Consider the following 20,404-nt stretch of genomic DNA (forward strand, 5'->3'; position numbering starts at 1 on the left):
CTGCCCGGCTGGGGTAGTTGATGTGCACCGCGATCACCTTGCGTGCTGCAGCCAGGGTGTCGTCGTTGACCTGCTCCAAAACCTTCTCCTCATCAAATATGAAATCGTATACGAAATATGGTTCGCTGGTGGGTGGTTTGCTGTCAAGCCGCAACCACGTGGGGGGATACGGTTAGATCTGTCGGCGCTCAGAAACCGCGTTGGTAGGGTCCGCTGGCCCGCGCATACGTCGGGATCGGCAGGGGTGGCTCCGAACCCATGTCGGATGCCGCGTGAATAGGCCAGAACGGATCGCGCAACAGTGCCCGGCCGATGAAGACCAGATCGATGCCTCCGTCCCGCAGCAGATACTCTGCGAGATCGGCCGAGTGGATGGATCCGACCGATCCCAGCGGCAGCGCGGAGTGGCGGCGGACATCCTGCACGAACTTTGCCTGATACCCCGGATAGATTTCCCCGGTGTAGGTCTTGGTAATGTTGCCGGTCGTCACCTCAAGGAAGTCCGCGCCGGCGGCCTCGAGCCATTTGGCAAGCTGGACGGCATCGTCGGCAGTGACGCCGCCGTCGACCAGGTCAGTCCCGGAGAAGCGGACCAGCAAAGGTTTGCCAGGCGGCAGCGCCGCACGGACAGTGCGCACGACCTCGAGGAGAAACCTTGCCCGATTCTCCAAGCTGCCCCCGTACTCGTCCGTCCGTTCGTTGGACATTGGTGCCAGGAACTCATGGACGAGATAGCCATGGGCCGCGTGGATCTGGATGCAGTCCACCCCCGCCTGGTCAGCGCGGGCAGCCGCGGCCCCGTAGTGCTGAACCAGTTGGCGTACTTCCGCCGTCGTCAGTTCTGCCGGCGTTGGCGAGTCTTCCGAGTGCGGGATTGGGGAGGGTGCCACGCAGCCGCCAGGGAGATTGGCCTTCCGGCCTGCGTGCGCCAGTTGAACACCGATCTTCGCGTCACAGGCGTGGACGGCTTCAACGATGCGGCGGATGCCGGCTATGTGTTCATCGGACCAGAGCCCGATGTCGGACTCACTGATGCGCCCAAGCGGGTGGACGGCAACGACCTCGGTCATGATCAACGCCACCCCGCCAAGTGCACGGGCACCGTAGTGGAGCACCTGGCGCTCGGTGACGGAACCGTCGTCGTGGGCCTGGTACATGAGCATCGGGGACATGACAATACGGTTCTTCAGGTCCATGCCCTTGAGCCGGTACGGGGAAAAGAGCAAGCTGTTCGCTTTCACCGGGTCACCAATCCATCGTCAACGGTTCCACGCGTGCCTGGTCGCGAAGGTGGCCCCGTAAGGTTCCTTGAATACATCGCATTCTCCCCGGGTCTCTAGAAGGGGCTATCAAGCAGCGCGGTCAGGTCCGCCATGCGCCATTGCCCGTCGGCTTCCTTGACCATGGAGGCGCGGTACCAGCCGGCGGTCAGGGTTTTGGTCACTGCGTTTTCCGTCGACGTGATGAGCACGTAGCTGTAGAGGTCGGCGGTTGAAGAGCTCTGGTTCTCGAAGCGGAACGTGTGAACAGTGTGGCGGCGCTGGTCCGTCTGCTGTTCGCGGATCGCCTTGAGCATGCCGGCGATCGCCTGGTTGCCTGTTGTTGGGCCCCAGGAGGCATCCGAATTCGCGACCTTGCCGCTGGTGGTCCCGTCCTCGGTGAAGGTGTCCGCCAGCATGTCGAAGTTTCCTTCGTCGTAGCCCCACGCGTAGCGGGCAAGGGTGTCCTGCATGGCCGATCGATCGGCGGCCACGACAACACTTTCTCTGGCAGAAGTCTCTTCAGCGGTCATGATCGTTGCTCCTTTGCATCAATGCCGGCCCCGTTGGGCACGGTTTTTGGGGATGACAGATGAAGTCCCGGCGGCGGGTGCTGCGCCGTAGTGACAGCACCTGTTAATTTGCGATCCGGTGCGCCCCGACTTCTCGCCATTGAGGCTGCGGCACGTGAAGCGCAGCCCAGCGGCAGGGGAGGGGCCAAGGCGCCAGGCTATTTTTTCTCCGGAGTGCCTGCACAGTGCCGCAGCGGATTAAGGAGTGCGTGCCTCGATTTCCAGCAGCTCCTCTGTTTCCGTCCGCGGAAGGTGATAGGCCACGGCCTCTGTTTGAACGGCCTCGAGTATCCGCCTCTTGTGGGCTTGGGCCAGGAGTTGGATCTCGGGGGAGTGGGGATTTGTTTTGAGCAGTTCCAGGAGTTGGTCGTGGTCTTCCACGAATTCTGCCGCATGCCGCATGATGATGCCGAGGGTTGGCTTCCTTATGAGAGCCATCCGGCTGCGTTCGCTTTCCAGCAACTCCATCAGATGTGCATTCGGGCAAGGAGAGCACAGGAGATCATGGAATTGGGCGTTAAGGTCCATAAAGCCCTCGGCATCGAAGAGTTCGCGTCTTCGACGCATCTCTTGGTTGAGTTCTTCGGCCTTCCTAATTGCATCGGGGGTCACATAAGGGGCCGCTCCCGCAGTTGCGGCCCCCTCAAGAACAGCGATGACCGCCTGGGTGCTCTCGTATGCAGCAGGATCAAGTTCGGCAACCCGCGCACCGGCATTGTGCTTGTAGGCGACGTAGCCTTCAGCTTCCAGGCGCCGAAGAGCCTCCCTCACCGGGAGCTGGCTCATATCTGCTTCGCGGGAGATGTTCTCGAGCACGAGTCGGTGTCCGGGAGAGTACGTGCCGTCGAGAATGCGTCGCTTGACGTATTCATAGGCCTGACTGGTTTTCGTGCCCAACGGGCGGGCATTCTTCTTCATCGACTCACTACTTCCCGTTGCCCTGGATTCCTCGGCAGTTAAAACGTCGAGTCCAACTGGAGTTCCTTGCGGGCAATTCGCCAGCCCTCAGGTGTTCGGACGACAGTGTCAGCATATGTGCCCACTGTTTTGATCGCGAGTCCGTCGGTGTCAGTGGCCGAGACGAGAACATAGGAAAGGACGGATGCGGTATCGTCACCGAGCGGTTCGATCTGGATATTGGAGATATGGTGGCGCCGGACGTCGTTTTGGGATTCTTTGAACGCCTGGATCTGGCCCACGATTGCTTCCGGCCCTTCGTGGGGGCCATACGTGGGGCCGTCCATGATGCGCATGATGTAGGTCGCATCCGAAGTGAAGCACTCACGGAGAGAAGCAAAGTCTCTGCGGTCGTGGTGAACCCCGTAGCCGGTGGTCAGTTCTTGGATTTCTAGCCGATCAAGGGCAGTCAGTGTGCCGGTAACGGTCTTGTGTGTCATGTCGGTCGTCCCTTCTGTGGAGATGTCGGGGTGGGAACTGGGGTTCAGCGGTCGGCGGTCTCGCGCACCTTCCACTGCACGGCCTTGTACTGGCGTGGCCAGTAGTCGACGTGGACGTTTAGCTCCCGGGCCGCCCTGAGGGCGAAATGTGGATCACGGAGCAGTTCCCTGCCGAGCATGACCGCATCTGCACGTCCGCCGGCGACCACTTCCTCGGCATACTTCGCTGTCGTGATGAGGCCGACGGCGGAGGTGGGCACCTCGGACGCCGATTTGATGTGATCCGCGAGGGGAACCTGGTATCCCTCGCCCACTGGGATTTCAACGCCGTCAATCAGGCCGCCGGTCGAGATGTCGAAGACGTCCGCTCCCCGGTCGCGTGCCATGGCGGCGACCTCGGCGGTCTGCTCTTGGTCCCATCCGCCTTCTGCCCAGTCCGTTGCGGAGAACCGGACGAAGAGTCCATGGTTTTCGCCAATGGCTTCCCGTACTGCTGAGACAATGCGCAGCAGAAGCCGGGCCCGGTTTTCGAGGGATCCGCCATATTCATCGGTGCGGATGTTACTGAGCGGCGACAGGAACTCGTGGATGAGGTACCCATGGGCTGCATGGATTTCGATTATGTCGAATCCCGCCTGCACACTCCTCAGTGCCGCTGCTGCGAAGTCATGGACGACCTCGTCGATGCCTGCATGGTCCAGCTCTTGGGGCACATCAAAGCCCGGGAACGCCAGGGCCGAGGGAGCCACAGTCTTCCATCCGCCTTCTGCGACAGGCTTTGTGGTGCCGCAGCGTTCGTCGAAGAGCCGGTAGTCGGAGGCTTTCCGGCCGGCATGGGCCAGCTGGATTGCTGCGGTTGCGCCCTGCTCGTGTAAGAAGCGGACGATGCGTGCCCATGCGTCACGCTGCTGGTCGTTCCACATGCCCGTATCTTCGCTCGAGATGCGGCCTGCGGGGTTTACCCCGGTCGCCTCGGCCATGATGAGACCGGCACCACCAGCAGCGAACTGACCGAGATGCATCAGGTGCCAATCGTTGGGGATTCCGTCCTGGTTCTCACAGGAGTACTGGCACATGGGGGAGGCCCAGATGCGATTGCGGATCGTCGTCGATCGTACGGTCAGGGGCTGGAAAAGAGGGGAAGTCGTCATATCTAAACCTTCCAGTAACTTGCTTGGGGCCGACGTTCGGGCGGGGCATATGAGCCTTGTTGGGTTTTGAACCCGTTTGAGAAAACCTTCTGCCGGGCTCTTGTGAATCTGATCATAAACTAGATATGATCAAAACCACAACCCCGAAAACGCAGCTTTCGACCTCCTCCTGGAGCCCACTGAAGGGCACAGGGAAGGGCTCGACGAACAAAGCTTCCGGGCCCGAATCAGGGGCCCCGACCAACTATTTCTCCTCCTCTTGGAAGGCATACCCATGGTCACTTCGGACACTGACGTCCGTACAGGTACAGATGCTCTACGGATAGAGAATTTGTCCAAGACCTTTTCCGGTCAGCGGGCCCTCAATGAAGTCTCTTTCACCGTGCAGCGTGGAAAAATCACAGCCTTGCTAGGCATGAATGGCTCAGGCAAGTCCACCCTTATCAAGGTCCTCGCCGGCGTCTACCAGCCCGACCCCGGCGCGGCACTTACCATCGGTGGGGCTGCGATGTCGCTGCCAATGACGCCGCACACTGCCCACGAAGCGGGTCTGCGGTTCCTCCACCAGGACGTCGGACTGGTGGACAGTCTGACGATCGCGGACAACTTCGCCTTTGTTGACCGGTTCCGGGCCCCCGGCAAACTCGGACCAATCAACAAGGCCCGCCAGCACGAGCATGTCGCCGCGACACTCGAAAAGTTCGCCATCTCCGTGCACCCGGGGGCGCTGGTCGGCTCACTGAACCCCACCCTGCGGACTATGGTCGGCCTCGCCAGGGCGTTCCAGGACGAAGAAGAATCCGGTGTACGGGCATTCGCGAAAAACATCGTCGTACTGGACGAGCCCACGGCTTCCCTCCCCGTCGAGGAGGTCGACACGATCCTGACCTCGCTGGAGGAACTGAAAGCTAACGGCGGAACGGTCATTTACGTCAGTCACCGCACTGAAGAGGTCAAGCGCATCGCCGACCAACTCGTGATCCTCCGCGACGGAAGGCTCGTCGCCGACGAGCCTCTGGCGCAAATGGGTGTGGACGATATCGTTGCCCGGGTCGTGGGAAAACGACTGGAGAAAACGAAAATTCCCCGCCAAAGTGAACGCGAAGGCGATGTCGTGCTCTCTGCCCAGGATCTCACCGGACCGCGGCTGCGGGGGGTGGATCTGCAGGTCCGCTCCGGTGAGATCCTGGGCGTCGCCGGGCTCGTGGGCTGCGGGCGCAGCGAACTGATCCGGATTCTGGCCGGTGCTCAGAATCCATCCGCAGGGCACATGGAATTGGCCGGGAAGAGCTATTCGCCGGGTTCACCGGCGACCGCCATCGCAGCCGGGGTGTCGTGCGTGCCTCAGGAACGGCGCCGCGAAGGAGCAGTGCTGCCAATGACCGTCCGGGAGAACATCACGCTTGGCCGGTTGAAGACCTTCACCCGGAACGGCGCCTTGGACGGCCGCAAGGAGCGCAACGGGGCACTGCGGCTGATCGAGCAGTTCTCGGTCAAGCCAGCGGACCCCTCCCGGCTTATCGGGCTCCTCTCAGGAGGGAACCAGCAGAAAGTAGTCGTCGCCCGTGCCGCAGGGTTCGGCGGGACCGCGCTGCTTCTGGATGAACCCACACAGGGTGTGGACGCCCTGGCCAAGCAGGAGATCGCCAACATCGTCCGGGGCCTCGCCGCAGATGGATTGGCCGTAATTCTGGCATCGACAGACTTCGAGGAGTTCGTCGGCCTGTGCGACCGGGTCCTCATACTTGACCGCGGCCGCCTCGTCGCTGAGGCCACCGGCGAGGACATCAGCGAGGAGCACCTCGCGCTCCTCTGCGCCCAACATGGGGCGGCGGCATGAATCCCCCGACGGCTCCCACCAAAAACCCCGAGATTTCCCAGAAGGACGCCATGAGCACCACCGCAAGCAGCACCCAGGAACGCCCCTCCACAAAGACAGCAAAGCCGGGACGGAACCGGCCGGACATCGGCACCGTTGCCACCTCGTACGGGGTCATCATCTTCCTTGTCCTGATGATCATTGTTTTCTCGGCCCTGCTGCCGGACACTTTCCCCACGTCCGACAACGTCAAGGCCATCCTGACGGACCAATCGATCCCGGTCATTCTCGCCCTCGCCGCGATCCTTCCCTTGGCAGCCGGTGAATTCGACCTCTCTCTTGGCGCAGTCCTCGGCTTCAGCGCAATCACCGCAATCGCCCTGTCGAACGCCGGGGCACCCCTGCCCGTGGTTATCCTCGCTTGCCTGGCGGTTGGCGCTGGCGTCGGCATCGTCAACGCGGTGCTGGTCGTCAAGGTCGGGGTGAACGCCTTCATCGCGACACTTGCTTCGGCCACAATCCTTTCCGGCCTGAACCTGCTCGTTACCGGCAGCTCCCTCCTCGTGCTCGGCTCAGAGGAGTTCGGGGCGCTTACCATCACCAGGGTCTTCGACCTCCAGGTCGTCCTCGGCTATGCAATCGTGCTCAGCCTCCTGTTGTTCTACGTGGTCGAGAAGACGCCGTACGGCCGCTACCTTCGCGCCACGGGTATGGGTCGCGACGCGGCACGGCTTAGCGGTGTACGGGTTGATCGGTACCTGGCCTCGTCATTCATCGCTGCCGGGGTCCTCGCGGCATTGGCCGGTGCGCTGCTGGCCTCCCGGGGCGGCACCGCCGCCCCGAACCTGGGTCCGGAATTCCTCCTCCCGGCCTACGCTGCCGCCTTCCTGGGCGCGACAACGATCAAGCCCGGCTACTTCAATGTCTGGGGAACCGTGATCGGCGTCGTCCTCCTCGCCGTCGGCAGCAACGGCCTCACCCTCCTCGGCGCCCAAACCTGGGTGACGAATATTTTCAACGGCGTCGCCCTCATGCTCGCAGTTTCCGCCTCCGTTCTCGTCGGCAAGCGCCGCCGCAAGGCCACGAGCTGACAAGCCTGCTCTTACTTTCTTTACCTCCCATCTGAAAGGCATCACCATGACCAGAATCAAGCACCGCGCCGCAGTCTGGGCCGCGGTCCTCGCAGGCGCCTTGGCACTGACCAGTTGCGCCAGCCCTCAAGGGACCGCAAGCAACGGCGGTGGAAACAACGATGTATCCGCCGCCCAGAAAGTCCTGGACGAAGCCCAGGCCAAGGTCACCAGCTTCGACTTCCCCAAGGAACCGGTCGCGGCACCAAAGGATAAGCTCGTCGTCGGCATCCCCTGCGCGTACGCAGCCGAGGGCTGCAAACGAGAAGTCGACACCATTGCCGAAGCCGCCAAAGCTCTCGGCTGGCGCTATCAGATGATCGATCCCGCCGGTGACCCCGAGAAAATGCGCGCAGCCGTCCGGACCGCCGTTCAGCTCAAGGCCGACGGCATCTTCCTCGGCTCCATCCCCCCAAGTGTCGTTAAGGACGACATCGCCAAGGCACGCAGCGGAGGGATCAAGGTCGTGAACATGTCAGAACCCGCAGACGAAAGCTTTGCCGACGCCCACACCCTCTACGACCACACCAAGGCAGGGCGCTGGAACGCCGCCTACCTCACCGTCGCAACGAAGGGCGCCGGAAAGGTCATCTCCGTGAACGACCCCGAGTTCCCCTCTGTTGTCGAATGGCACCAAGGCTTTGTCGACGGACTCAAGGAGCTCTGCTCCGGTTGCCAGATCGTGAAAGACATCAACTTCCAGATTGCGAACCTACAGACCCAGGTCCCCGCAGAGTTCCAGGCCACCCTGCAGGCCAACCCAGGAGCCAATGCTGTCTGGACTGCGTATGACCCCGTGGCACTGTCCCTCAGCCCCGTGATCAAGCGCTCACCGCAGAACGGCAAAATCACCGTCGTCTCCCAAAACGGCGACGCCGGCGCCCTCCAGGCCGTCAAAGCCGGTGACCAGCCGTTCAAGGCAACCATTGCGGTCAGCGTCGAATGGCAGTCCTACGCCGCAGTAGACCAGATGGTCCGGCTGTTCGCCGGCAACCTTCCCGGGAACCTCAAGACAGTCAACGTCCCGGAGAAACTCATCGACGCGAAAAACGTCAGCTCCATTCCGTGGGACGGCGACCTCGATTGGAAGAGCACCTACCTCAAACTCTGGAAGACCAGCTAACCCCACACATGCCAGGGCGGGGGTGAGAATCCCCCGCCCGCACACCCCATCAAAGAGAACAAGCCGCCGAAAGACGGCGGCCAGCAGATTCAAAGGAGAACACCATGGGACGTCTCAGCGGAAAAGTCGCACTCATCACCGGCGCAGCAGGCGGGCAGGGCGCCGTCGAGGCCGAACTCTTCGCCCGGGAAGGCGCGAAAGTCGTCGTCGCCGACATCAACCAGCAGGGGGTCAACACCGTTGTCGACCGCATCCGTCAAAGCGGAGGGGAGGCGCTCGGCATCGAACTCAACGTCACCGACGACGCTGCCTGGGCTGCAGCCATGAACCAGATCCGCGCCCAGTTCAACGGCCTCGACATCCTCATCAACAACGCCGGCATCCTCTCGCTGGACGGCATCACCAAGATCGACCGTGCCGAGTGGGACCGGGTCATCAACGTCAACCAGACCAGCGTGTTGCTGGGCATGAAGTACGGAAGCGCGCTCATGCGGGAAGACGGCAAGGGCGGCTCCATAGTCAACCTCTCCTCCACCTACGCACACGTCGGCAGCGGCGCCGCCGTCGCCTACCAGGCCGCCAAAGCTGCCGTCTTCATCATGACCAGGACTGCCGCCGTCGAATTCGCTCCCGACGGCATCCGGGTCAACTCGGTAGCCCCGGGGATCATTGAAACTCCCATGACCAGGGAAGTACTCGCCGCGGCCGGTGACGACCACCCGGACATCACCCGTACCCCGCTTCTCCGCGCCGGCCAGCCGCACGAAGTCGCGAACGCCGTCCTCTTCCTTGCCTCCGACGAAGCGTCCTACATTACGGGTACGGAACTCATGGTCGACGGCGGACGCACCATCTCCTGACCCTGCCATGTGCACCAACAATCCAGAATGAACTATCTGAAAGGCATTACCGTGACCGCAGCTACCACCCCTGAAACCTGCACCCCCGCATGGGCCCACGCCACCGGAACCATCGACCTGCAGCCCGTACCGCCGGTTCCCTCCGACCTCACCTCGCTGGCCGACCGTCTCATGGTCCTGGAAACTGCCTCCCGCTACGCGATTGCGTATGACGAGCGGCGACTGGATGTCCTGGAAAGCCTGTTCACTGAATCGGTGACGTTCTCCTACCGCATCGGTGAAGGGCCTCTCACAAGCGAAAACGGCCGTGCGGGTGTCATTAAGTGGCTCGGGGAAGTCATGGAGTCCCAGTCCGACCAGCGCCGGCATGTTCTTGGCAGCATGACCGTTGAGCGGCTCACGGACGATGAAGCGGTGGTTATCGCCTACCTGGCAATCTACGGTATCGAAAAGGAGGCTCAGCTGATCACTACCGGGCTCTACCGGTTCAGCATGATCAAGGAAGACAGCCGTTGGAAGATCGACGAGGCCATTGACGCCCTCGACCGGCCCTTCTAAACCGGAAGTTTCTGTGAGCGAAGGGACCAAACGCTTGACTAAGGAACTGGACGGCAAAGTCGCCGTCATAACCGGAGCAGGGCAAGGCATTGGCCGGGGTATCGCCGACGTGCTGGCGGCCGAAGGAGCCCGCGTCGTCGTAACGGATCTCGAGCTGTCGCGGGCTCAGGAAACTGCCGAAGCCATCAGGGAGCGCGGCCACCAAGCGCTGGCGCTGAAGCAGGATGTGCTCGACATTTCCTCCACGGGGCAGGTCTTCGCCGAAGCTGAGCAGGTGTTCGGGACTGTAGACATCCTGGTCAACAACGCGGGTACGGCCCAGCAGATGCCGTTCCTTGCGGTGACCGAGAAAAGCTGGGACCTCGTCAACGACATCAACGCAAAGGCGGTGTTCTTCGCCTGCCAGACTGCCGGCAAATACTTCCAGGAAAAAGCTGGCGGAAAGATCGTAAACATAGCGTCCATGGCGGGGAAAAATGCCATCGACGAGTACTCGGCCTACAACGCATCAAAGTTCTCGGTGATCGGGATAACCCAGTCGGCGGCCCTTGAACTCGCCAAGCACAACGTTAACGTCAACGCGGTCTGCCCTGGCATAGTCCGCACGCCTTTGTGGGAAACTTTGGACCCTCATCAGTGGGAGCGGCAGATAGCCCGCGTCCCACTCGGCCGGGGGCAATACCCTGAGGATATTGGCAACGCCGTGGCATTCCTCGCCTCGCCCCGGGCCAAAAATATCACCGGCGCGTCCCTGGCAGTTACCGGCGGGCTACAGATGTGGTGATATACACCGCGTTTTTCCTCGCCAGGAAAAAGGAGCCTCAACATGATTAAGTACCGACCCCATCACACTGCGATTTCTGTCCGCGACCTTGACGCTTCCCTCGCCTTCTACAGCGCACTGGGCTTTGTCGAGGTCAACAGGACACATTTCGACGGGGCAACGCTCGCCCATCTCCAACTGGACGAATACGCGCTCGAACTTTTCGCCTACGAGAAAAATAGGAACCTGCCATCGCTGAAACCTGGATTCGGGAATGACCTTGACGTTATCGGCCTTAAGCATCTTGCTCTCGCCACCGACGATATCAACGCAACACTTGCCCAGCTGAAGCGCCAGGGCTTTGCCGATAAGACAGTCGAAATTGGGGCGCTGCCCGACGGCAAAGCGCAGTGGGTCTTCATCCAGGACCCTGACGGTCTTTGGGTCGAATTTCTCCAGGAAGATAGATTCTCCATCTATTCACGACCATGGCCGGCAACGGCCGAAGCCATCCCCTGAACACGAAGGAACAGAATGGCAAGAATTGCTGTTTATGGAGCCGCCGGAAGGATCGGTTCCCGAATTTTGTCAGAAGCACTCAACCGCGGTCACGATGTCACCGCCGTGGTCCGGGATCCAAACACAGTTACGGGTACTGAGCCCAGGATGCGGGTCGTCGCCGGCGACGTCCTTGACCCGGATTCAGTTAAAGCCATAGCGTCCGGACATGACGTCGTGGTCAGCGCGGTCGGCGGGGCCGGAGGGCAGGAGAACCAGGCCACAATCGCCCCTGCCGCCCACTCACTGGTTGCCGGGCTTCGTTCCGCCGGGGAGGAAGCGCCGCGGCTGGTGACAGTCGGAGGTGCCGGCTCCCTGCGGACCCCGGGCGGGGGGCAGGTCTGGGACCGCCCGGGCATTCCAGAGGCCGTACTGCAGACCATGCATGCCCATGGTGATGCCTTGGAGTTCTACCGCACAGTGGATGACTTGGATTGGACCAACATCAGCCCGGCAGCCAAGATCCAGCCGGGACAGAGAACTGGGTCCTACCGGACGGCGGACGATGACCTGATCACCGACGCATCCGGCAACAGCACGATCTCATTCGAGGATTATGCAGTTGCAGTCATGGATGAAATCGAATCGCCTAAGCACCGTCGTCGGCGTTTCACCGTCGCATATTAGCCAGGATATTCCTGAGACTTGGGCGAACAAGGCGTTAGGCCGCTGCGGGGCATTGCTTCGCAGCGGCCACTCGTCGTTCTCCTGCAGATCGCAGCACCCCGTCAGGGACTAAGGAAGACGAAGATGATCGACTACACCGCGAATTCGGCTGATGCATGGGAAGCGCTATGCGTTGAGCAGTTCCAACTTTGCAGCCTCGACTGGGCCGCACCAACCTTCGACGCCGGCCTCCGTGCATCGGCGAGTTCGGCCCACCTGTCACTGCGGCTGCTCACCTCCGGACCCTTCGGGGTCTCCCGATCCGCGCGGGACATCCGCCGGCATGACTCGGATGACCTCATGGTCGTGCTGCACGACGCCGGGGCCAGGGGGCGCCTGGAACACAAGGGGCGGCAGTCCGAACTGCGTCCTGGGGACGCGGTAATCATCGACACAACCCGCCCCTATGCGTTCGACTTTCCACAGCCCATCCAGCAAGTGGTCTTGAAAGTCCCCCATGGGCTGGCAGGAAGGCTCGCTCCAGAGGCCGGTCGCGTATTTCATGCCTCTGACGGCCCGTTGGGCAGAGTCCTAAGGACAATTGTTCGGGAGTTCGCCGAGCTCGAGGAACCGATTCCTTTCGGTTCAGACCAGACCAAGCATAGCCTTGAAGGCACATCGCTGGCAGTGGCCGCCGTAGATCTTGTCTCCGCCATTTACGCCTCAGACTCATCACGCAACAGTGAACTGCTGGGGCACGCGGCGCTGCTGAAGTCCGGGCAGGATTTTGTGCGGACGCGATTCCGGGATCCGGCGTTGACGCCCTCGCTCATCGCTGAGCATCTGCGGATCTCTCCGCGCCTGCTCGCCCAGGTTTTTTCGCAGGCCGGAACTACCCCGGCGTCCTACATCAGGGATGTTCGTCTGGAGGAAGCGGCGCGTCTTCTTTGTTCGCCCTACCATCGCGAAGTGCCCATCTTCGATGTCGGCCTGCGGGTCGGCTTTGCCGATGCCACGACGTTTACAAGGGCCTTCAAGCGGGTCCACGGCGTGGTCCCGTCAGAGTTTCGCGCCGACGCTCCTGCCGTTACGGCCGCTTGAACACTCCAGAGACGAGATCGCCGCCGCCTTTGCGATACCGGCAAAGGCGGCGGCGAAGGAGCTAGCGGCGGTAAGTCCCCAGCTCTGCCAAGGGGATCGTCAGGACCGATGGCCAATCGATGAAACGGCCAGTGTCCTCATCGAGGGCCACGCCCGCCGGACTCTTGTACGCTGCGTCGGCGGCCTCTTCGCTATCGAAGGTGTACTCCGAGAACGCGGCGTAATCGATGGCCTCGCCACCGCGGTAGCCCTCCTTGAGGATCTTAGTCTGGCGGTACGAAACTAGCCCCGGCAGCTTTTCTGCCAGCGGGCGGTGGATATCGGTGTAGTGCTTGTAGAACTGCTCCAGCGTGATCCCGGGCTTGGGCCTGGTGAGGAATGCAAGCGTAAAAACCATCTGGCTCTCCTAGGAGGGGAATTCGATCTTGCCCAGCAGGTCCTGCAGGGCCAGGACCTGTCGGGGAAGATACTCGGCCACCGTGAGGGCGACGACGTCTGCGGCACCATGAAGGGCAGCGATCGTCTTGGCAACGGAATCACGCGACAAGCCCTGGGGCTCCATCCCGAGTCCGAGGACGACATCACTGCTGTCGATGACGTCCACGTCCAGGTGAATGGCGACCTTCGAGCAACCGGTGGCTTTGAGCCAGCCGAGCAGGCTCTCAGTACCCTGATTGAGAACTGTGGGTGAGAACGTCGTCAGCCCCCATGCCTGCACATTAGGCAGCTCGTCCTCGGCCCAGGCGTGCAGGCCGGCGAGTGCTACCCGGGACGGGTCGATCGTTGCAGGAAGTGCCTGGAGCACATCGGGGTCACCGTGGCCGATCAAGTGAGAAATCGCCATAGCGTGGTAGCCGTTGTAGTGGCTCTCGGGGAGGGTGCAGTCGGGGTGGGCGTCCAGCCAAACGACGGCGAGGTCGTCCCCGTACTTTGCCGCGAGGTGGCTAAACGGTGCGACGCTGACGGAGCATTCCCCTCCTAGTGTGGTGACCTTGTCCGGGTCGGCCTCCTGGAGGATATGCAGGGCCGCTTGGAGCTGATCGATAACAGCCTCGCGGGCGTAGACGCCGCGGTCAGTGCCAAGGGTGGAGGAGTAGTCGCCGACAGGCACTACTTCCGTTCGCTGGTCGGCGGACCCGGGGACGAGCAGGTCCAGGATCCTGGTGCCGAGTGAGTAGCCAGTCTGGGCGAGGGGGAGCGGCAGCTCAGGCGCGAGGGTTCCGACGACGTCCGGCGCGGCTCCTTGCCACTGCGGCCAGAGCAAGCGCAAACTGCTCGGATTTGCGGTGAGATCGGTGTTCATACGGGTACATTTCCTTCCATTGAATCGGTTGATGCTGGAGCCGAGCGCTGCGGCTCACCGAGTGTGTTGAGCGGAGCGGCACGGACGGCGTCGAATTCTCTGGAGAAGTCACGACGACGGGTGAGCAGCAGGTAGGTGCAGGAAGATATTCCCAGGCCCACGGCGAACGCGATGTCCGCTCCGCCCAGTGCAGTCGCGACTGGTCCGGCGTAGATGGCGGTGCTGAAGAACGGGACCATGGCGATGAATCCAAGGGCGTAGCTGATCATGCCGGGGACACCCCAGCGGCCGTAGATCCCGCCATCGGGCTTGAGGATGTCCGTGATGGAGTAGCGCCCGCGCCGGACGATGTAGTAATCCGTGAGATTCACCGCCGTCCATGGGATCAGAAAGTACCCGAGGATGCTCAGGAAGGCGGTGAAGGCCCCGAGGAAGTCCGCGGGGAGCAGGAGGGTGGCCGCGATGACAATGACACCGCCAATGGCGATGGTAACGGACCGCACCTTCCCCGTGGACTTCATGGTTCGGAAGGCCTCTAGCGCGCTCAGAAACGAGACGCTGCCGCTGTAGAACGAGAGCGAGCAGGTGATGAGGCAGGCGACGACCGCCACGGCCATCGTTACACTCCCGACGCCAAAGCCGAAGCTGTCACCCATGTCGTGAATGGCGGTGATGACGTCTGACTCGGGCATGGCGATGGCCAGTGCGGCACCTAGCGACTCGAGCCACACGGCCGAAACGAGTGTGCCTCCGAAGACCGCAGCGGACACCGCCCGGCCCTTCGTCCTCGATGGCAGATACCGTGTGTAGTCCGAGACGATCGGGGCGATGGCGATCTGATATGTCGCAGCGGCCCCGAACTGAGCGAGGAACGCCACTGGTTCAAAGGCGCTGTTATTGAGCATCGTGCCGATCGGCAGCACCACAACGGCGGCGAGCGTCAGGAGGATGAGGTTGGCCAGCGTGATGTACGAAGCGAACTTCTCGACACGCAGCAGGAGCTTGTAGCCGACGATCGCGAGGACGACCGCAACTGCTCCAATAAGCACGTCATAAAGGCCGACCTGGTCGACCGTTATCGCGGCCAGGGAAGACGAGGCGGTCTGGATGAAAAAGATAGCGAAGCCGAATTGGACCACGGTGGCTGCTGCCAGGGGAAGCACGGCGCCACGGGAGCCGAACTGGACCCGGGACTGAATCATCTGAGGCAGGCCCATGTGGGGTCCCTGGGCCCCGTGGAATGCCTGGAACAGGGTGCCGAAGACACTGCCCAGGACGATGGCGAGCAGGGTCCAGGAAAGACCCAGCCCCATTGCCGGCCCGACGGCTCCTGTGAAGAGGGTGATAAGGGTGGCATTGACCATGAACCAGAACTGAATCTGGGTCCGGACCGTGCCGTGACGCTCCGATTCGGGGACGTGGTCAAACGACCGTGCTTCGACAATGCTGTCGCGTTGCTTCATGGATTCTCCAGAGTGCTCAAAGCAGTATGCATGGATGGGGTAATGAGACGCTACGGCTCCTGGGCTCTACTCCCTCGGCGATATCTGCAGCCGTTTACCGGCATTCCGTGCAGGAGGCCCCGTCAGCCCAAATGCCAGCAGGGAGAGACGTGGTGTTAACGGCAAGTTGCGGGGGAGTCCTCAGCATTTCGTGGGCTAGGTCGTTTCTCCGCAGGCTTCCGAAAGACCATGTCCGAATCGAAGTGCCGGGGCAGCTGTATCGAAGGGAACATCCGTGCGACTCGCTTCCACGGCTGCGGTAGATGCTGCCGCGCTGTTCGTCGAAGTCACTCTCCTCCCTGCTTTCCCACGTCGCCGGGTCCCCGTCGTCGTACCCGCCTCGCGCGCAAAACACGCCACTGCCTGAAGCGGTCAGCATTCGGACGACCAATTGGGCCGGTAGCAAAGCTGCGATCGAACACCTCCTGGTCCTTGGACACCCGACTCGATTTGGCCCAGGTGTGGACGGTTATTGGGCCGGGCACGCGCTAGGGGCCTCCTAGGCCAGGAAGCTGCTTGACGATTGTTTGATAGAGGAGAAACCACCGTCTCGAGTTCAAGGGAACGCGGATACACACGGTGCAAGCGTTCCTTCGAGCTATCGTATGGTTCTTCGTGCGAGCCATGTCAGGATGAGCACTGCGGCCGAGGCAGTACCAACCGCTGCTGCGACAGACACAATTGCCGCGCTAAGTCCAAGAGGAGCCACCAGCATGCCGATAAGGATTACGGCGCTCCCCGAGATGCTGTACCCCCAGGCGTTGAGCCGGCCCAGAACAGCCCGCTGCTCGACGGCTGATGCGTGATCTCGCACTATTGTGAGGGCGGCGACTTGTCCCAGTCCCTGAGACGCGCCACTCGTTGCAGCCGCAGCAAAGAGCGCTGGAACATCAACACTGAGAACGCCGTACGCCAGCAGTGCCAAGGACAGAAGTCCCATCAACGGACCGCTCACAGCCAGCCCCAGAGTACCGAGGATCTTTGCCAGCAATTGGGCTGATGCTGCACCTCCAAAAATAATAGCTATCAGCGCGCCGGCGACCATCGAATCGACATCGCCCAGCTGCTGCTTCAGATACGTCGAACCCAGACCCATGAATATGGCACACGTGATTCCGGTGGACACCAGTACCAAGGTTGCGGTGCGGATCGCCGGCTGGCACGGTTGCCGCGGCCCATGGTCGTTTGACTCGGTCATACCGGCTATTGAAGCGGCGCAATCGAGTCTCGCCAGTGGGCGGGACCGCATGACGACAAAACTCGCCATTAACAGGGCGACAGCCTCGGCAGCAAAAACGGCACGATAGTGCGCGGGAAATAATGTTCCAGCACTGCCCCCCAAGACCGGCCCCAGGGCGAGCCCCGCCGAGAAGGAAAAGCCAGCGACCATTGGTCCGTCCAGGTGTCCTTCGGCCTTACGCAGTCGCGCAATCGCCACCGCTCCACACGAGAGCAGCACTGCGATGGATATACCGGTAATGAACCTCGCGATAGCCAGTATGACCGGGCCCGAGGCCAGGGCGAAGAGCAGGGCGGCGAGTGCGCCGACCGCGGTGGCGCTGGTTAGCGTCCTTCTCCACCCGGTCCTGTCGATGTAGCGACTCAATCCCAACAGTCCGACGACGACTCCGCCTTGGTAGGCGGAGAACAGCAACGTGGTTGTCCTCGCGTCAAAGCCCATCTCGAGCTCCCACATTGCAAACAGCGGGGATGGCATGTTTGACAGAATGAATACGCAGACAGCGACAACGGCAATGTTCATAGGTGGTTTTCATCTACTGTCTGGTGGCACGGGGTTACACAGCCTGGGCGCCCTGGTTGCAGCCAACGCACACCAATCGAACGGCAATGGAAGACCGGCGCGGGAGGTTTAGCCGATCACGCGGTAATCCCGCCGTCGCTGGAGGCTATCGGTCTGCGGGCCATGCCACCCTGCTAGTTGGCGTAAGGGTCTGCGATGCCGAGGTATTGGGTGGTGGTGTATTCGGTGATGCCTTCGGAGCCGCCTTCGCGGCCGAGTCCGGATTGTTTGACCCCGCCGAAGGGGGCTGCGGCGTTGGAGATGACGCCGGCGTTGAATCCGACCATGCCGAATTCGATCTGTTCGGCCACGCGCAGGAGGCGGTTGAAGTCGCGGCTGTAGAGGTAGGACGCGAGCCCGTACTCTGAGGCATTGGCGAGCCGGATGGCGTCTTCCTCGGTGGCGAAGGTGGTGACGGGGGCGACGGGGCCGAAGATTTCCTGGCGGAGGATCTCGGCGTCGTTCGGAACTCCGCCGAGGACGGTGGGCTGGTAGAAGTACCCGGGACCGTCCACGGGTGATCCTCCGGTCAGGGCGGTGGCTCCGGCGTCGACGGCGGCGCTGACGAGGGCGTGGACGTCGGCGCGGGCTCCGGCGTCGATGAGGGGTCCGACCTGGGTGGTGGGGTCGGTGCCGCGGCCGGTGGTCAGGGCTCCCATGGCGGTGGCGAACTTGGCGGTGAACTCGGCGGCGACGGATTCGTGGACGAGGAAGCGGTTGGCGGCGGTGCAGGCTTCGCCCATGTTCCGCATTTTGGCGGCTATGGCCCCTTCGACGGCGGCATTGAGGTCGGCGTCCTCGAAGACGATGAAGGGGGCGTTGCCGCCGAGTTCCATGGAGGTGCGCAGGACGTTCTGGGCGGCGTCGGCCATCAGGCGCTTGCCTACCGGGGTGGAGCCGGTGAAGGAGACCTTGCGCAGCCGGGAGTCCTTCAGGAGCGGACCGGAGATGCCGGAGGCGCTCGAGGATGACACGACGTTCAGGACGCCAGCGGGCAGGCCGGCGTCGAGCATGGTCTGCGCGAAGTACTGGGCAGTGAGCGGGGTGAGTTTGGCGGGTTTGAGGACCATGGTGCAGCCGGCGGCGACTGCGGGGGCGACCTTGCGGGTGGCCATGGCGAGGGGGAAGTTCCAGGGCGTGATGAGCAGGCAGGGTCCGACGGGTTTGTGCTGGACGAGGATCTTGTTTTTGCCCTCGGGGGTGGTGAGGTAGCGGCCGTAGTCGCGGACGGCTTCTTCGGAGAACCAGCGCAGGAACTCGGCGCCGTAGGTGACCTCGCCGCGGGCCTCGGGAAGCGGTTTGCCCATTTCCAGGGTCATCAGCAGCGCGAAGTCCTCGGCGCGTTCGGTCACGAGGTCGAAGGCGCGGCGCAGGATTTCTGCGCGGGTCCGGGGTGCGGTGCGCGCCCAGGATGCCTGGGCTGCGTCGGCCGCGTCCAAAGCGGCGATGGCGTCTTCGCTCGTGGCCGAGGCGAGGGTGGCGAGGACCTCCCCGGTGGCGGGGTCGTGCACGTCGAACGTGCCGCCGTCGGACGCGTCCCGCCACTGCCCGCCGAGGAGCAGGCCGGTGGGCACGGACGCGAGCAGGGACGCCTCCCGCTCAGCAGTATTGGATACAGAAATGGTCACGGGAAAGCTCCTAGTCGATGGAAAGGATAGACGGTGTTGAGCCAGCAACTTTTTCAGTAGCTAGCGGTTTCCTGGACGCTGCCAGAGTGTATGAAAGTTGACGCGAGGTCTTCGGTGCCTCTCGCCAGGAGGGCGACGTCGGCGCCGACCAGGATGAAGTTGGCGCCGTTGGCCAGGTAGTGGCGGGCGGTGTCGGGGTTGAAGGCGTTGACGCCGGCGGGTTTGCCCGCCTTCTTGGCGGCGGCGAGGCAGTGTTCGACGGCGGCTCGCACTTCGGGGTGTTCCTGCTGGCCCAGCAGGCCCATGGAGGCGGCGAGGTCGGAGGGGCCGATGAAGGTGGCGTCCACGCCGTCCACCTTTAGGATGTCCTCGACGGCGTCCACGGCGGATGTGGATTCGATCTGGACGGTGACGCTGACGGTGTCCGCGGCGCGGGCGAGGTAGTCCGGGACCCGGTTCCAGCGTGCGGCCCGGGCCAGCGCGGAGCCCACTCCGCGCACACCCTGGGGCGGGTAGCGGGTGGCGGCCACCGCGGCTTCCGCCTCCGATACGGAATTGACCATGGGGACCAGCAGGTTCTGCGCGCCCAGGTCCAGGTACTGTTTGATCACCACGGTGTCGTTGACCGGGGGCCGGATCAGGGTGTGGACGGGGTAGCCGTGGGTTGCCTGGAGCTGGGCAAGGATGGATTCGAGCCCGTTGGGGCTGTGTTCGGCGTCGACCAGGAGCCAGTCCAGGCCGGACCCGGCACAGATCTCGGCCACCAGCGGGCTGCCCGAGCACACCCACATCCCGGCCAGCGGCCGGTCTGCTTTACCGTTTTGATTGCGCAGGGCATCCCGGAACGTGTTGTCAGGTTCTAGATGAAGCGGCATGTCACACTCCCGAGCGGTCCGTAGTCGGCGTGGACGGTGTCGCCCTTGTAGACCCAGAGGGGCCGGGTGAAGGAGCCGGCCAGGATGATGTCGCCGGCCTTCATGCTGTCGCCGTGGGCGGCGATCTTGTTGGCCAGCCAGTGCACGCCGTTGACCGGGTGGTCCAGGACGCCTGCGGCGACGCCGGTTTCTTCCACGGTCTGGTTCTTGTAGAGGATGGCCGAGACCCAGCGGAGGTCGACGGCGTCCGGTTTCACGGGCCGGCCGCCCACCACCATGGCGCCCATGGCCGCGTTGTCGGAGATGGTGTCCACGATGGTGCGGCCCTCCATCTCAATCCGGGAGTCGAGGATTTCGAGTGCCGGAACCACGTAGTCGGTGGCGTTCAGGACATCGAA

General features: G+C 62.5%; 20 protein-coding genes and 1 pseudogene. 9 read left to right on the forward strand and 12 right to left on the reverse strand.

Annotation, left to right across the window (positions count from 1 at the left end):
- Nucleotides 1-188: 188 nt before the first annotated feature.
- The 5 genes from ACIP90_RS21035 to ACIP90_RS21055 all read right to left on the reverse strand — a co-directional run bounded on the left by ACIP90_RS21035 (nt 189) and on the right by ACIP90_RS21055 (nt 4,379).
- Nucleotides 189-1,241 carry a tRNA-dihydrouridine synthase gene (locus ACIP90_RS21035; RefSeq protein WP_400581670.1) on the reverse strand — a complete coding sequence of 351 codons (1,053 nt, stop codon included), beginning with the start codon at nt 1,239-1,241 and terminating at the stop codon, nt 189-191.
- Nucleotides 1,242-1,336: 95 nt separating this feature from the next.
- Nucleotides 1,337-1,792, reverse strand: coding sequence for a nuclear transport factor 2 family protein (locus tag ACIP90_RS21040; protein ID WP_400581672.1), 456 nt, complete (start codon nt 1,790-1,792; stop codon nt 1,337-1,339).
- 237 nt (nt 1,793-2,029) lie between these two features.
- Nucleotides 2,030-2,749, reverse strand: coding sequence for a GntR family transcriptional regulator (locus ACIP90_RS21045; protein WP_400581673.1), 720 nt, complete (start codon nt 2,747-2,749; stop codon nt 2,030-2,032).
- A 38-nt stretch (nt 2,750-2,787) separates the two neighbouring features.
- Nucleotides 2,788-3,228, reverse strand: coding sequence for a nuclear transport factor 2 family protein (locus tag ACIP90_RS21050; protein WP_400481779.1), 441 nt, complete (start codon nt 3,226-3,228; stop codon nt 2,788-2,790).
- A gap of 44 nt (nt 3,229-3,272) precedes the next feature.
- Entirely contained in the window at nt 3,273-4,379 is a 1,107-nt protein-coding gene (locus ACIP90_RS21055; RefSeq protein ID WP_400581674.1) for an NADH:flavin oxidoreductase/NADH oxidase, read from the reverse strand.
- Nucleotides 4,380-4,653: 274 nt separating this feature from the next.
- Here ACIP90_RS21055 and ACIP90_RS21060 point away from each other — a divergent pair, with 274 nt between their 5' ends.
- The 9 genes from ACIP90_RS21060 (at nt 4,654) to ACIP90_RS21100 (ending at nt 12,897) form a co-directional block, all read left to right on the forward strand.
- Nucleotides 4,654-6,219: a sugar ABC transporter ATP-binding protein gene (locus tag ACIP90_RS21060; protein WP_400581675.1), complete on the forward strand. Its 1,566-nt coding sequence runs from the start codon at nt 4,654-4,656 to the stop codon at nt 6,217-6,219.
- Nucleotides 6,216-7,289: an ABC transporter permease gene (locus ACIP90_RS21065; protein WP_400481776.1), complete on the forward strand. Its 1,074-nt coding sequence runs from the start codon at nt 6,216-6,218 to the stop codon at nt 7,287-7,289. Before ACIP90_RS21060 ends, ACIP90_RS21065 begins: the two co-directional genes overlap by 4 nt.
- Before the next feature lie 46 nt (nt 7,290-7,335).
- Nucleotides 7,336-8,451 carry a sugar ABC transporter substrate-binding protein gene (locus ACIP90_RS21070; RefSeq protein WP_400481775.1) on the forward strand — a complete coding sequence of 372 codons (1,116 nt, stop codon included), beginning with the start codon at nt 7,336-7,338 and terminating at the stop codon, nt 8,449-8,451.
- A gap of 104 nt (nt 8,452-8,555) precedes the next feature.
- Nucleotides 8,556-9,311, forward strand: a complete 756-nt coding sequence (locus tag ACIP90_RS21075; protein ID WP_400481774.1) for an SDR family NAD(P)-dependent oxidoreductase — start codon at nt 8,556-8,558, stop codon at nt 9,309-9,311.
- Between the two features lie 27 nt (nt 9,312-9,338).
- Nucleotides 9,339-9,869 (forward strand): nuclear transport factor 2 family protein, encoded by a 531-nt coding sequence (locus ACIP90_RS21080; RefSeq protein ID WP_400581677.1) that lies wholly within the window; start codon nt 9,339-9,341, stop codon nt 9,867-9,869.
- A gap of 34 nt (nt 9,870-9,903) precedes the next feature.
- Nucleotides 9,904-10,653 carry an SDR family NAD(P)-dependent oxidoreductase gene (locus ACIP90_RS21085; protein ID WP_400581678.1) on the forward strand — a complete coding sequence of 250 codons (750 nt, stop codon included), beginning with the start codon at nt 9,904-9,906 and terminating at the stop codon, nt 10,651-10,653.
- Nucleotides 10,654-10,695: 42 nt separating this feature from the next.
- Nucleotides 10,696-11,151: a VOC family protein gene (locus tag ACIP90_RS21090; RefSeq protein WP_400581679.1), complete on the forward strand. Its 456-nt coding sequence runs from the start codon at nt 10,696-10,698 to the stop codon at nt 11,149-11,151.
- Nucleotides 11,152-11,166: 15 nt separating this feature from the next.
- A complete protein-coding gene (locus tag ACIP90_RS21095) occupies nt 11,167-11,817 on the forward strand; it encodes an NAD(P)-dependent oxidoreductase (protein WP_400581680.1) in 651 nt (216 codons plus the stop codon).
- A gap of 123 nt (nt 11,818-11,940) precedes the next feature.
- Complete coding sequence (locus ACIP90_RS21100) at nt 11,941-12,897, forward strand: helix-turn-helix domain-containing protein (protein ID WP_400581681.1); 957 nt, start codon at nt 11,941-11,943, stop codon at nt 12,895-12,897.
- 61 nt (nt 12,898-12,958) lie between these two features.
- Here ACIP90_RS21100 and ACIP90_RS21105 read toward each other — a convergent pair whose 3' ends face one another.
- The 7 genes and pseudogenes from ACIP90_RS21105 to ACIP90_RS21135 all read right to left on the reverse strand — a co-directional run.
- Complete coding sequence (locus ACIP90_RS21105) at nt 12,959-13,294, reverse strand: EthD family reductase (RefSeq protein WP_400481768.1); 336 nt, start codon at nt 13,292-13,294, stop codon at nt 12,959-12,961.
- Nucleotides 13,295-13,303: 9 nt separating this feature from the next.
- Entirely contained in the window at nt 13,304-14,200 is an 897-nt protein-coding gene (locus tag ACIP90_RS21110) for an arginase family protein (RefSeq protein WP_400581682.1), read from the reverse strand.
- Nucleotides 14,197-15,663, reverse strand: coding sequence for a purine-cytosine permease family protein (locus ACIP90_RS21115; protein ID WP_400581683.1), 1,467 nt, complete (start codon nt 15,661-15,663; stop codon nt 14,197-14,199). The genes ACIP90_RS21110 and ACIP90_RS21115 overlap by 4 nt, the downstream gene beginning before the upstream one ends.
- 637 nt (nt 15,664-16,300) lie before the next feature.
- Nucleotides 16,301-17,464 carry an MFS transporter gene (locus tag ACIP90_RS21120; RefSeq protein WP_400581684.1) on the reverse strand — a complete coding sequence of 388 codons (1,164 nt, stop codon included), beginning with the start codon at nt 17,462-17,464 and terminating at the stop codon, nt 16,301-16,303.
- A gap of 173 nt (nt 17,465-17,637) precedes the next feature.
- The gene (locus tag ACIP90_RS21125) at nt 17,638-19,131 is read right to left on the reverse strand and encodes an NAD-dependent succinate-semialdehyde dehydrogenase (RefSeq protein ID WP_400581686.1); all 1,494 of its coding nucleotides are present in this window, start codon (nt 19,129-19,131) and stop codon (nt 17,638-17,640) included.
- A 53-nt stretch (nt 19,132-19,184) separates the two neighbouring features.
- Nucleotides 19,185-20,006: an HpcH/HpaI aldolase/citrate lyase family protein gene (locus ACIP90_RS21130; protein WP_400581688.1), complete on the reverse strand. Its 822-nt coding sequence runs from the start codon at nt 20,004-20,006 to the stop codon at nt 19,185-19,187.
- Nucleotides 19,991-20,404 (reverse strand): annotated as a pseudogene (locus ACIP90_RS21135) (2-oxo-hepta-3-ene-1,7-dioate hydratase); the annotation flags it as partial. The pseudogene ACIP90_RS21135 and the gene ACIP90_RS21130, both read right to left, overlap by 16 nt.

This window comes from Arthrobacter sp. NPDC093139 (assembly GCF_044754165.1).
Lineage (GTDB): Bacteria > Actinomycetota > Actinomycetes > Actinomycetales > Micrococcaceae > Arthrobacter.